Source organism: Kitasatospora nipponensis (genome assembly GCF_039528135.1).
GTDB lineage: Bacteria > Actinomycetota > Actinomycetes > Streptomycetales > Streptomycetaceae > Kitasatospora > Kitasatospora nipponensis.
Genome location: NZ_BAAALF010000079.1, coordinates 720 through 13,587, shown reverse-complemented (window position 1 = coordinate 13,587; position 12,868 = coordinate 720). Strand labels below are relative to the sequence as shown.

The 12,868-nt window shown below is 75.9% G+C and carries 10 protein-coding genes; 5 read left to right on the top strand and 5 right to left on the bottom strand.

The annotated features are described in order from the left end of the window. Positions 1–112: 112 nt before the first annotated feature. Together ABD323_RS21555 and ABD323_RS21550 are read right to left on the bottom strand one after the other, a co-directional pair. Positions 113–673, bottom strand: coding sequence for a DUF6529 family protein (locus tag ABD323_RS21555; RefSeq protein ID WP_344443473.1), 561 nt, complete (start codon positions 671–673; stop codon positions 113–115). An 88-nt stretch (positions 674–761) separates the two neighbouring features. Next, complete coding sequence (locus ABD323_RS21550; protein ID WP_344443472.1) at positions 762–1,256, bottom strand: cupredoxin domain-containing protein; 495 nt, start codon at positions 1,254–1,256, stop codon at positions 762–764. 246 nt (positions 1,257–1,502) lie between these two features. Here ABD323_RS21550 and ligA point away from each other — a divergent pair, with 246 nt between their 5' ends. The 3 genes from ligA to ABD323_RS21535 all read left to right on the top strand — a co-directional run bounded on the left by ligA (position 1,503) and on the right by ABD323_RS21535 (position 6,714). Next, positions 1,503–3,560, top strand: a complete 2,058-nt coding sequence (gene ligA / locus ABD323_RS21545) for an NAD-dependent DNA ligase LigA (RefSeq protein ID WP_344443486.1) — start codon at positions 1,503–1,505, stop codon at positions 3,558–3,560. A gap of 79 nt (positions 3,561–3,639) precedes the next feature. After that, the gene (locus tag ABD323_RS21540; RefSeq protein ID WP_344443470.1) at positions 3,640–5,679 is read left to right on the top strand and encodes a SpoIIE family protein phosphatase; all 2,040 of its coding nucleotides are present in this window, start codon (positions 3,640–3,642) and stop codon (positions 5,677–5,679) included. A gap of 129 nt (positions 5,680–5,808) precedes the next feature. After that, complete coding sequence (locus ABD323_RS21535; RefSeq protein WP_344443469.1) at positions 5,809–6,714, top strand: hypothetical protein; 906 nt, start codon at positions 5,809–5,811, stop codon at positions 6,712–6,714. Between the two features lie 39 nt (positions 6,715–6,753). On the opposite strand, the gene ABD323_RS21530 is transcribed toward ABD323_RS21535, so the two are convergent. After that, the gene (locus ABD323_RS21530; protein WP_344443468.1) at positions 6,754–8,175 is read right to left on the bottom strand and encodes a DUF2252 domain-containing protein; all 1,422 of its coding nucleotides are present in this window, start codon (positions 8,173–8,175) and stop codon (positions 6,754–6,756) included. Between the two features lie 278 nt (positions 8,176–8,453). Further along, a complete protein-coding gene (locus ABD323_RS21525; RefSeq protein WP_344443467.1) occupies positions 8,454–8,822 on the bottom strand; it encodes a hypothetical protein in 369 nt (122 codons plus the stop codon). A gap of 372 nt (positions 8,823–9,194) precedes the next feature. On the opposite strand from ABD323_RS21525, the gene ABD323_RS21520 reads away from it, so the two are divergent. Both ABD323_RS21520 and ABD323_RS21515 read left to right on the top strand, forming a co-directional pair. After that, complete coding sequence (locus ABD323_RS21520) at positions 9,195–11,435, top strand: SpoIIE family protein phosphatase (protein WP_344443466.1); 2,241 nt, start codon at positions 9,195–9,197, stop codon at positions 11,433–11,435. A 223-nt stretch (positions 11,436–11,658) separates the two neighbouring features. Next, positions 11,659–12,156 (top strand): GNAT family N-acetyltransferase, encoded by a 498-nt coding sequence (locus ABD323_RS21515; RefSeq protein WP_344443465.1) that lies wholly within the window; start codon positions 11,659–11,661, stop codon positions 12,154–12,156. Positions 12,157–12,222: 66 nt separating this feature from the next. On the opposite strand, the gene ABD323_RS21510 is transcribed toward ABD323_RS21515, so the two are convergent. Beyond that, positions 12,223–12,789, bottom strand: a complete 567-nt coding sequence (locus tag ABD323_RS21510) for a cupin domain-containing protein (RefSeq protein ID WP_344443464.1) — start codon at positions 12,787–12,789, stop codon at positions 12,223–12,225. Between the last annotated feature and the right edge of the window lie 79 nt (positions 12,790–12,868).

Sequence of the window (12,868 nt, the reverse complement as noted above, 5' to 3'; positions counted from 1 at the left end):
CGCGGGCGCGCGGGGCCGGGGGGGGGGGGGGGGGGGCCCGGGGGGGCCGGCGCCCCCCCCGGCCCGGGCGCCCGCCGGGTCCGGGACGCGCCGAGGGCCTCACCCGGTCGGCTCAGGGCAGCGCGTATCCGTTGAAGTACCACAGGGCGGCGGTGTACCAGAGGACCGCGACGGTGGCGACCAGTGCCCCGCCGGCCAGCGGCAGGACCCAGCCGGGCAGCCGGCGGCTGCGGACCAGCAGCACCTTCGCGGCGAACGCGCCGTAGAAGAAGCAGCCGGCCACCGCGTGCGCCACCACCCGCGGGCCGGTCGTCTCGACGCCGTAGCCGCGCATGCACTGCACGGCGACGGGCACCGTCACGGCGAACAGCAGCACCCCACAGAGCCGGTGGGCCGTGCGGACGCCGCGCGGAACGCGGTGGACGCCCGGCAGCCGCCCGTACATCCACAGCGCCAGAGCCAGCTGCACCACCGCCAGGCCCAGCACGACGGTGGCCAGCCAGGCCTTCAGCCGGACCGCCGCCGCGCCGGATCGGCCGAACAACTCGGCGGTGTAGTCCGGCGTCTGGTGGCGACCGGTGACGTACAGGGCCACCGTCACCGCCGCGGCCAGCGCGGCGGCGAGCAGCAGGCGGACCGCGACGGACGAGGAACGGCGGACGGTCGAGGGCATGGCGCTCCTTGCTCGGTCTGGGGCCGGGACGGCGGGCCGGGGCGACGGGCCGCGGCGGGCCGGCCCGGTGGCGGGCCCCGGCGGCGGGTCAACTCACCGTGAGGGTGCCCTTCATGAACGGGTGGATGGTGCAGATGAAGGGGTAACTCCCGGCGGTGGTGGGCGCGGTGATGGTCGCGGACTTGCCCGGCTCCAGCGTCCCGGTGTCGAACTCCTTGCCGGTGGCGGTCAGGGTGTGCGCGGTGGTGTCCTGATTGGTCACGGTGATCACCGTGCCGGGGGCGACCGTGAGGTCGGCCGGAGTGAAGGCGAAGTTCTTGATGGTGACGACCATCGCGGCCGCACTGCTCCCCACCGACACCGAGGCGGACCCCGACCCCGACACGGAGATCGACACCGAGGCGGAGGCGCCCGAGGACACCTCGGAGCGCACGGCCGAGGCGATCGAGGCCGCCTCCGAGGAGGCCGAGGCGGCGGGCGTCGAGGAGCCACCGCTGCTGGAGCAGCCGGCCAGGGCGAGCAGGGCGAAGGCGGCACCGGCCGCCAGGACGGCGCGCCGTGAACGGGTGGGGGTCAGCGACATGGCAACGGCCTTTCGGGGCTGGGCCCTGACGGGCCGAGGGCAGGGGTCGACACCGGTGACCGAACCCCGTGACGGACAGGTCCGGCCAGGACACCTTCGACGCGACCCGCCCGTCCGGATTGCCCCGCCACACCCGCCGGCCCGCCAGGTTCACCCGAACGGCCCGCCGGCCCGCGCAGCGCCGGCCTCGCGGCGCGCGGCCCCCGCCCCGCGGCCGGATCGGGACTGTCAGTGCTGGTCGAGAGAATGTGCGACATGAAGGACGCAGCCGTTCCGGCCTCCCCCACTGCCTACGCCGATGCCGTCGACACCGCCCTCGCGGCGGCCGGCGCCTACTACGCCGACGGCGCCACCGCGCTGGGCGACGACGAGTACGACGCACTGCTGCGGGCGATCGAGGCGTACGAGCGGGTCCACCCCGAGCAGGTCAGGCCGGACTCGCCGACCGGCAAGGTGGCCGGCGGCGCCGCGGTGGGGGACGTCCCGCACTCGGTGCCGATGCTCAGCCTGGACAACGCCTTCTCGGCGGAGGAGCTGGCCGCCTGGGCGGCCGGCCTGGAGCGCCGGCTGGGGCGGCCCGTGCGGGGCTGGTGCGTGGAGCCCAAGCTCGACGGCCTGGACGTGGCGGCCCTCTACCGGGCCGGGCGGCTGGTGCAGCTGGTCACCCGCAGCGACGGCCTGGCCGGCGAGGACATCACGCACGCCGCCGACGCCGTGCTCGGGCTGCCCGAGCGGCTCGCCGAGCCGCTGGACGTCGAGCTGCGCGGTGAGGTGCTGCTCACCCAGGAGCAGTTCGAGCGCGCCAACGAGCTGCGCACCGCGCACGGCGCCACCCCGTTCGCGAACCCGCGCAACGGCGCCGCCGGCACCCTGCGCGCCAAGGACCGGGCCTACCGGGTCGAGCTCACCTTCTTCGGCTACGGCGCCGTCGGACCGCAGGCCCTGGACCACACCGAGCTCCTGGAACTGCTCGCCCGCTGGGGCGCCAACACCGCCGCGAGCACCGCGGCCCGGCCGGTGCGCCGCGCGGAGCTCTCCGAGGTGCAGCAGCGGATCGAGGAGATCGCCGCGCTGCGGGCCACCCTGCCCTTCGGCATCGACGGCATCGTGGTCAAGGCCGACGCGGCCGGTGACCAGGAGCAGGCGGGCAGCGGCTCGCGGGCCCCGCGCTGGGCGATCGCCTACAAGCTGCCGGCCGTGCACCAGGTCACCCGGCTGCTGGAGGTGGAGTGGAACGTCGGACGCACCGGCGTCATCGCGCCCCGGGCGGTGCTGGAGCCGGTCGTCGTGGACGGCGTCACGGTGACCTACGCGACCCTGCACAACCCCGCCGACATCACCCGGCGCGACCTGATGATCGGCGACCGCGTCTTCGTGCACCGGGCCGGCGACGTGATCCCCCGGGTGGAGGCCCCGCTGGTCGCCGAGCGCACGGGGGCCGAGCAGCCGATCGTCTTCCCCGCCACCTGCCCGCGCTGCGGCGACGCGATCGACACCTCCCAGCAGCGCTGGCGCTGCGTGCGCGGCCGCGGCTGCCAGGCCGTCGCCTCGATCCGCTACGCCGCCGGGCGCGACCAGCTCGACATCGAGGGGTTGGGCGGCACCCGCGCGGTCCAGCTGGTCGAGGCCGGCCTGGTCGCCGACCTCGCCGACCTCTTCACGCTCACCCGGGAGCAGCTGCTCACCCTGGAGCGGATGGGCGACACCAGCGCCGACAACCTGATCGCCGCCATCGAGGCGGCCCGCAGCCGCCCGCTCAACCGGGTCTTCTGCGCGCTGGGCGTGCGCGGCACCGGGCGGACGATGTCGCGGCGCATCGCGGCGCACTTCGGCAGCATGGCGGCGATCCGCGCCGCCGATGCGGCCACGCTCGCCACGGTCGACGGCATCGGCGCCGAGAAGGCCCAGCTGATCGTCACCGAGCTCGCCGAGCTCGCCCCGGTGCTGGAGCGGCTGCTCGCCCAGCAGGTGGGGACGGCCGTCACCGAGCCGACCGCCCCGGCCCCGGCGACGGCCGACCCGGCCGACGGCACAAGCGGCCAGGCCGCGGCCGGGCCGCTGAGCGGCCAGGCCGTGGTGGTGACCGGCAGCATGACCGGCGCGCTGGCCGAGCTCTCCCGCAACGAGATGAACGAGCTCGTCGAACGGGCCGGCGGCAAGGCCTCCTCCTCGGTCAGCAAGCGCACGACCCTGTTGGTGGCCGGCGAGAAGGCCGGCTCCAAGCGCGCCAAGGCCGAGGAGCTGGGCATCACGATCGTCACCCCCGAGGAGTTCGCCGCCCTCGTCGCCGCCCACCTGCTCTGAGCCGCCCCCGGCGGCAGGCGATTCGAGCCCGCTCACGCTCTGCGAGCGGACGGTCACGCGGTCGGCCTATCCTGGTGGGGTGCGAGCGACGAGTGAGGGCGGGCGGAGGGCCGACAGCGGCGGCGGCACCGGTTCGTTCGCCGTGGCGACCGCGCTCATCGACGCCGACGGGCGGGTGCAGCGCTGGAGCGAGGGGGCGCGGGCGCTGACCGGCTACCCGGCCCGGGAGGTCGTCGGCCGGCACGCCTCGCTGCTCGCCGACGGGGCCGCGCCGCGCGGGGCGGCCCTGGTCCGCGCCCTGCTGCGGGCCGGGGATCCGCCGGTCGACGGGTCGGCGGCCGACGGTGGGGCCCGCCGGGACCGGTTGCGGCGGCGCGACGGCACCTGTCACACCCTCGCCTGGCACCCCGTGGCGGTGCCGCTGGCCGGCGGGGAGGGCGTCCTCGCCGTCGCGCTGCCGCCGGCACGACCCGGCGCCGCGGCCGATGTCACCGCGGGCGACGTCGCCGCGCTGGAGCGGCTGGTGGGGTGCGCCCCGCTGGGGCTGGCGGCGCTGGACACCGAGCTGCGGTTCGTCTTCGTCAACGAGGCGCTCGCCCGGCTGAACGGCCGACCGGTCGAGCAGCACCTGGGCCGCTTCGTGCTCGAAGTGCTGGACCTGCCCCATCCGTCGGCCTACGAGCGGGTGCTGCGCCGGGTGGTGGACGGGGGCGAGACCGTGGAGGGCCTACGGGCCGCGGCGATCGGGCCGGCCGGCGACCCGTACGCGGTCTCCGGGACGCTCTTCCCGTTGCGGGCTGCCGACGGCACGGTGACGGGCGTCGGCGGCTACGTCCGGCCGCTGGGGGACTCCGGTGCGGAGCTGCTGGACACCGCGCGGGGCCGGCGGCGGCCGGAGCTGCTGGGCCGGGTCGGCACGGGGCTGGGCCGGGCACTGGACCCGCGCACGGTCACCGCCGAGCTGCTGGCGGCCTGCGAGCCGGGGTTCGCCGACGCGCTCGCGGTGGACCTGCTGGCGGGCGCGGTGTCCGACCCGGGCCTCGCGCCGCCCCTCCACCCGACCCTCCAGCCCTCTGCCGGCCCCCTCGTCCACCCCCTCGTGCCGCCCCGGGACGCCGGCCGGCCGCGCCCGGAGGACGCGCTGGCCCCACCTCGGCCGGCGAGCGCGGCGGCGGCCGAGTGCACCGGCTCGGCGCGGCCGGTGCCCTTCGAGGAGCCACGGCACGGCACGACCGGGCGGGCGGCCCCGCACGGGGTCGCGGTGCCGCTGGTCGCGGGCGGCGGCGTGCTCGGGGCGGTGACCTTCCACCGGGCGGACCCCTTCGGCGAGGAGGACCTGCTGCTGGCCGGGGAGATCGCGGCCCGCACCGCCACCGCGCTCGGCAACGCCCTGCTCTACCGCCGCGAGCGGCTGGCGGCGCTGGCCCTGCAGCGCCGACTGCTGCCGGCCCGGCTGCCGTCGACGCCCTGGTTCCGGCCGGCGTACCGCTACCGTCCCGCGGAGGACGACACCCTCGCCGGGGGCGACTGGTACGACGCGCTGGTCCTGCCGGGCGCCCGGGTCGGCGTCGGCGTCGGGGACGTGATGGGCCACGGTCTGGGCGCGGCGGCCGCGATGGGCCGCTACCGGGCCTCGGTGCACGCGCTGCTGGCGGTCGGGCTGGCGCCGGGCCAGCTGCTCACCCGCCTGGACGGACTCTTCGCCGGCGGCGACGACGACCTGCCCGCGACCTGCGCCTGCGTGGTGTACGACGCCGGCACCGGGCGCTGCCGGCTCGCCCTGGCCGGACATCCACCGCCCCTGCTGATCGGCCCGGACGGCTCGGTCGAGGTGCTCTCCTGCGATCCGGGGCCGCCGCTGGGGATGGGACTGCTCCAGGTGTACCCCGACGTCGAGCACCCGGTGGCGCCCGGCAGCCTGCTGGTCCTCTACAGCGACGGAATGATCGAGGACCGGGGACCGGCCCAGGACCTCGACCAGGGCATCGCCCTGCTCGGCCGGGCGGTCCGCGACCCGGCGGCGCCGCTGGACGAGGTGTGCGACGCGCTGCTGGCGGCCCGGCCGGCCGGCTCCGCGGACGACGCGACGCTGCTGGTCGCCCGATTGGGCCGGGTCTGAGCCGCGAGCCGGTCCGCGAACCGGTCCGAGGACGCCTCGGCGGGTCCGCGCACCCCGGCCGGACCGCCGTCCGCGATTCGGGTGGGCCCGGCGGCGACTGTGCCGGGAGCCAGCGGGTACATGATGCGCATGGCAGTCATCCGTAGACGAAGCGCCACCCCCGTGCCGCCTCCGGACAGCGCGGACGAACTCAGCCGGCTCGCCGCCGGCATGGAGCACTGGGACCTCGCCGCGCCGGACGGGGAGGCCGCCCGGGAGGCCCGCGGCCGAGACCGGCTGGCCCGGCTGGTCACCGGCCTGCTGGCCCGCCCCGGAGACCGGCCCGGCGACGCCCTCCCCGACACGGCGGCCGACGCCGCGCCGGACACCGCACCGGACACCCGCGCGGGCACGGAGCCCGCCGGTGACGTGGGGGCGCCCCTGGCCCGGCACGGGCGGCGGGCCGCGCGGGCCGCGGTGGGCGGCATGCGCGGGCTCACCGACCGACTGCTGACGGCCGCGCCGCGCATCCCGGTCCGCGACCTGGCCACGCTGCGGGCCCAGCACCCGAAGGCGGCCAACCCCGAGGAGCTGGCCGACCGGCTGGTGCTCGGCGCGACCCGGGCCTCCGCCGCGATCGGCGCGGGCGTGGGCGCGGTGGCCGTGGCGCCCACGCCGCCCGCCCTGATCGCGGCGCCCGCCTCGGAGACGGTGGCGGTGGCCGCGGTCGAGATCAAACTGATCGCCGAGCTGCACGAGGTCTACGGGCGCCGGGCCCCGGGCACCGGCGCGCAGCGCACCTCCGCCTACCTCGCCGCCTGGGCCAACCGGCGCGGCATCGACAGCGGCAGCCTGCTGGAGCCGACCACCGGGCTGCTCGCCCTGAGCGCCGGCTCCCGGGTGCGCGCGCAGGTCCGCAAGCGGCTGACCCGCAGCTCGCTGCGCAAGCTGCCCTCGCTGACCCCGTTCCTGATCGGCGCGGCGCTCGGGGCCCGGCTCAACCACCGCGACACCCGCCGGCTCGCCGAGCGCGTGCGGGCCGACCTGCGCCGCTGACGGACGCCCCGCCCGTGCCCCCGGGCCCCCCGGGGGCCCTCAGGCCGCCTCGGCGGTCACCCGGCCGGACCGGACGGCGTCCAGCAGCGCCAGGTGGTCGTGCTCGTTGCAGTCGGCGTAGCTCTCGGCGAACCGCACCAGCGCCCGGTCGAAGACGTCGCCGCGTCCCAGGTAGGCGGCGATGGCGATCCGGTCGCCGGAGCGGGCGTGCGCGCGCGCCAGCGTGGCACCGCAGACCCGGCCGAACAGGGCCATCCCCTGGGGCACCATCAGCGCGGGCTCCGCGATGCCCTTCCAGTCGCGCAGCTGGCGGACGTAGAAGTCCCGCTCGCGGCCGTCGATGCCCTGGGCCCGCTCCCAGCCGAGGAAGATGTCGCTGGCGGCCTGCATCAGCCGTTGGCCGGCGACCACCCGCTCGCCCTGGGTGGCGTACTCGCTCGCGCCGGCGTGCGCGGCGAGCACCGACTCGTCGGCCTCCTTGGCCTGGAGGAAGAGCGGGTCCCCGCCGTCCCGGCCGAGCAGCAGGATGATCCAGCAGCGGGTGCCGACGCTGCCCACGCCCACCACCTTGCGCGCCATGTCGGCCAGGGTGAACTGCCCCAGCAGGTGCCGGCGGTCGGTCGGCAGCGAGCGCCGGTAGCTCTGGATCAGGCCGCGGATCTGCTCCTCCAGGACACTGCGCTGCTGGCCCGCCAGGAGTTCGCCGAGCGGGGTGACCAGCGGCGGGGTGGAGGTGATCCGGCGCTCGCCGTCGACCATCTCGGTGAGCTTCTCGAAGGCCTGCAGGCTGTCCCGGGTGCGGGCCTTGGCCAGCGTCCCGCGCACGCGCTTGCGCCCGCGCTTGTGCAGGCCGCCGTACCCCGCGGCCTCCAGTTGGGCGGCGTCCGCCCGCGCGTACCAGACGTCGAGGTTCTTCATCTGCGCGAGCTCGCGCATCCGCTCCCGGTAGGAACGCACCGTGGTGGTGACGATGACGGCGCGCTCCCGGGCGCTGTAACCGTTCTCGCGGGCCGCGATGACCATGCTGGTGGCGAGCCGTTTGACGTCCCACTCCCAGGGCCCGGGCAGCGTCTCGTCGAAGTCGTTGATGTCGAACAGCAGGTTGCGCTCCGGAGAGGCGAGCAGCCGGAAGTTCAACAGGTGAGCGTCTCCGCAGAGTTGGGCCCGCAGTCCGGAGGCCGGGGTGCCGGCCAGGTCGCCGGCCATGATCGCGGCGGCGCCGCGGTAGAAGCGGAACGGCGACTCGGTCATCCGTCCGTAGCGGATCGGCACCAGCTCCTGGAGGCGGGTGGCCGACTGCCGCTCGATCACGTCCACCGGATCCGGCCGGCTCGCCGCCGGCTCGAAGTCGCCGTGACTGGAGCGTGGCGCCCGCGCCCGCGCCGCCCGACCCCGCTCGGCGCGCTCGGCGGGCGTGAGCCAGGGCTGGCTGGCTACGGCCTTGGCCGTCTTGCGAGTCATCGCAGACCTCCGAACCCGTGCCACCGTGCGGGGCCGCACAGCACGGAGCTCCACCACCGTGGCACCTCACTCCATGCTGCGCGCCGCGCCCCGATGCCGCCGCTCCGGAATGCGGCCACCCCGGGAATCGGCGCTTCCGGGATGGCGCCGCCCTCAATCCCCGCCCCCCCCCCCCGGCCCGCGCTGCGGCGGGCCGGGGATTCAGGGCCCCGCGATTCGGCGGGCCGGGGATTCAGCCGGCCAGGGGTTCAGCGGCCCAGGGATTCAGCGAGCCGGTGTCAGGAGACCCGGCGCAGGCTCCAGCTGTTCGGGTTGAAGCTGGGCGTAGCGGAGTACTGGCAGCTGCTGCTGTAGTAGGAAGCGGTCTGGATCCACCCGGCCGGCGGCAGCGTGGACGAACAGACGTTGACCGTGGTGCCGATCGGCAGACCGGCGATCTGCTTGATCTGCTTGGCGTTGGGGTCGAAGGTCGATCCGCAGGAGAAGGTGGACCACCACTGGACGTCCACCCAGCCGGCCGGGGTCAACGTGCTGGCACAGGTGTTGACCGTGTCCCCGGGGGCGGCCTGGGCCGGCGAGACGGCCAGCGCGAGGGTGGCCGTGGCGCCCAGCAGGGCGATGCTCAGGGCGGTGCGGACGCGGGACATGGAACTCCTCGGGTTCGACGGGACGAGATCGACGGTGCACGACGGTGTCCGGGCCGGTGCGGCCCGGGCACGGCGGATTCCGGAAGGCGGGAATTCCAGGGCAAGCGCGTTCCGAGAACGAACAGTAGCCGCCCCGGACGGCCGCTCGGCAGGGGATTCCCGGCCAGCGGATGGCGCGTTTCCGAGCTCCTCGGCGACACCCCGGCGAACCTTTCGCACGGAACCGCGGATTCCGCGCCGCACCCACGTCGGGCCCGCCCGGTGTTCGGCATTGATGCGCGGGCAACGCGGCCTGGATAGACTGGCCGGGCGTTCCAGGAAAGGACCCGGCGCGGTCAGCGGAACAGCCGATCGATCCACGGGAGCCCCGCCATGGCGAACCCATCCAGGTCTCCGGGCGGCTACGACCCCAGGGTCTCCCGCCCCGCGCACTCACGCGCCCCCGGGCGCCCGCACGCCCCGACCTCCGTGCAGACCGCGGCCGCCCAGGCCGTGGTGCCGCCCGCCCTGGCGCGGGAGAGCGAGCCGACGGCCGCCAACGACCGGCTGGCCCTCAACGGGATGGGCAGCTTCGACTGGGACCTCGACACCGGCACGTACCACCTCGACGAGGTCGGCCTGGAGGTCTTCGACCTGCGGCCCGAGGAGTTCGACGGGCTGCCCGCCTCGCTCGCCGCCCGGGTGCTGCCGGCGGACAGCGAGCGACTCGACGAGGCCGTCTCGTTCGCGCTGCGCGAGGGGCGGCTGACCTTCGCCGCCTACTTCCGGCTGGTCTGCCGTGACGGCAGCCTGCGCTGGGCGCACACCCAGGGGCGGGTGCTGCGGGACGCGACGGACCGGCCGTACCGGATCGTGGGGATCGTCCGCAACGCCGAGGAGGAGCTGGCGCACGCGGACGGGATGCGCACGCTGGCCGCGGACCGTCGCCGGCAGACCGACTCGGTGCGCAACACCACCGAGGCCCTGGCCCGCGCGCTGACCGTGCGGGACGTGACCCGGGTGCTGACCAACAGCGAGGGGCTGCGCCGGTTCGGCGCCGACGGGCTCGCGCTGGGGCTGATCGAGGGCGGCATGATGCGCCTGGTCGCGGTGACCGAGCAGCCCTCGGAGGCGCTGCGGGCCCAGGACGACCTGTCGCTCACCCGCCTGGGCGAGGACCGGCTGCCGCTGGCGGAGGCCGCGCTCAGCCACCGCGCGCGCTTCGTCAGCACCCGCGAGGAGCTGATCGAGCGCTACCCGCGACTGCGGCCCTACGCCGAGCAGATGGGCATCGAGGCGGCGGCCTTCCTGCCACTGGCCGCGCAGGCCCGCTCGATCGGCGCGCTGGGCCTGTTCTACCGCGACCGGCACCACTTCAGCACCGAGGACCGCAACATCTGCATCGCCCTGGGCAGCGCGGTCGCCCAGTCACTGCAGCGCGCCATGCTCTTCGACCAGGAGCGCGAGTTCGCCACCACGCTGCAGACCACCATGCTGCCGCGCCGCATCCCGGCGATCAGCGGCGGCGAGGTCGCCGTGCGCTACCGCGCCAGCCGCAGCGGGCGCGAGGTGGGCGGCGACTGGTACGACGTGATCGGCCTGCCGCGCCGGCGGGTGGGCCTGGTGATCGGCGACGTGGAGGGGCACGACAGCCACGCGGCGGCCGTCATGGGCCAGTTGCGGATCGCGCTGCGCGCCTACGCGGCCGAGGGGCACCCGCCGGCCACGGTGATGGCCCGCGCCTCGCGCTTCCTCGCCGAGCTGGACACCGAGCGGTCGGCCACCTGCGTCTACGTCGACGCGGACCTGGAGACCGGCGCGCTGCGCCTGGTGCGGGCCGGCCACCTGGAGCCGCTGGTGCGCCACGGCAGCGGCGGGACCAGCTGGGCCACCGTCCGCGGCGGCCTGCCGCTGGGCGTCGCCACGGTCTTCGGCCAGGACGACTACCCCGAGACCCGGCTGGACCTGCGTCCCGGCGACACCCTGCTGCTCTGCACCGACGGGCTGGTCGAGCACCCCGGGCAGGACATCTCGCAGGGCCTCGCGGCGCTGGCGGGCGCGGTGCGCGCCGGCCCGTCGGCCACCGAGGCGCTCGCCGACCACCTCTGCAACGGCCTGCTGGAACTCTCCGGCACCAGCGACGACATGGCGCTCCTGCTGCTGCACCGGGCGGCCGTGCCCGGCACCTACGCCACCCGGCAGCTCACCCAGCACATCCACCAGGCCGACCCGGAGGGGCTGGTGGAGACCAGGACCATGCTCCGCGCGGCGCTCACCGCCTGGGGCGCGGGCGACCTGATCCCCGACATCGAGCTGGCCGCGGACGAACTGCTCACCAACGCGCTGGTGCACACCGACGGCGGCGCGCTGCTCACCGTCGAGCTGCTCACCGGGCCCGCGCCGAGCATCCGCCTGGAGATCCGCGACCGTTCCAGCGACCTGCCGCGCCGCCGCACGCCCGGCGAGACCGCCACCTCGGGGCGCGGCCTGCTCCTGGTGGACGCCCTCACCGCCGGGTGGGGCGTGGAGCCGCTCGGCAGCGGCAAGAGCGTCTGGTGCGAGTTCCCGCTGGGCTCGCGCATCCTCGCCCCGGACGGCCCCCACCAGCCGGGGCAGCGGAACAGGGGCGAGTGAGCCGAAGGGCGCGCCGGTGTCGAAAGAAGGGCCCCTCCTGCCCGCTGGCGGGCAAGGAGGGCGCGCCGGCGCCCGTTCGAGAGCGCGTCGACGTTCGCCGCCGACCGCCGGTCCGAGTAGCCGGCCAGAGACCTCCACCCCGACGTCGTGGTGATGGCTCCCGCCTCCTGCCCGGTGTAATCCAGGTGCGGTCCGGTCCTCGCGCGTGGTACCCCTTCGGGCCATGAGCGACCTTCTGACAAAACGGCTTGTGCTTCATCCATTGACTGTCGCCGAGTCGCAGCGGCTGGTGTCCGGCGAGCCTGACGGCGTCGATCGATGGGCGCCCGGTTACCCCACCCCCGGCGACGTCATCGCGGCCACCCGGTTCCTGGGTACGTGTGCGAACACCGATGCCCCGCAGGGCGCGCCGTTCTGCAACTACGAGATCCGCCGCCGCGAGGACGGTCACGCGATCGGCGGGATCGGCTTCCACGGACTTCCCGACGAGAGCGGTGGCGTCACCATCGGGTTCGGCCTCAGCCCGGCGGTGCGCGGCCAGGGCTACGCCTCCGAGGCGCTGCGCGCACTGCTGCAGTTCGCGCGGGAGCACGGCGTCACCCGCGTGAAGGGCGATACCGACCACGACAACGCCGCATCCCAGCACGTACTGACGGCAGCCGGCATGCACCCGACCCTCCAGGACGAACGCCTCAGGTCCTTCGAGATCACCTGGGCCTGACCCCGACCGTGCCCGACGGCGACGTCGTCGATGACCAGGACGTCGCCCTGCCGCCGGTCGACGTCGTCAGCTCCCCTCGCGGGTGTGCAGGACGTGCAGGCCCGGCAGGTTGACCACGATGGCCTCCTGCGTGCTGCGGGCGATCACCACCACGGCCTCCTGCCGCGGGTCCGGGTTCTCCTCGCGGTGCGGGACGAAGGGCGGCACGAAGACGTAGTCGCCCGGGCCGGTCTTCAGGCGCACCTCCACCGGCTCCCCCGTGGAGTCGTCCAGGAAGACGAACTCCGGGTTCCCGCTGACCACGTGGATCGCCGTCTCGGACTCGCCGTGGTGGTGGTCGGAGGAGGCGGTGGACGGCGCGACCCGGGTCTCGCCCATCCAGAGCTTCTCCGAGCCGACCGTGCGGCCGCTGATCGCGGCGAAGCGCCGCATGCCCGAGCTCTGCGCGGTGTCGCCGTCCAGCTCCCCGGCCCGGATGTGGTGCAGGCGCTCGCGCAGCGCGCTGCCGGCCGCCGGGGCGTCGCCGGGCAGGTGCGGGTGGAAGCCCTGGCCGGCCTCGGTGAGCGGTGCGGCACAGTCCTGGACGGCCGGGGCGGCCGGGGCGGTGGGCTGCTGGGGCACGTCGTCGGACATGGTCGGACTCCCGGGTGGACGTACGAGGGCGAGGGCGGGCGGGTCGGACCGGCGGCGGGCCACGGGCACGGGGCGGGCC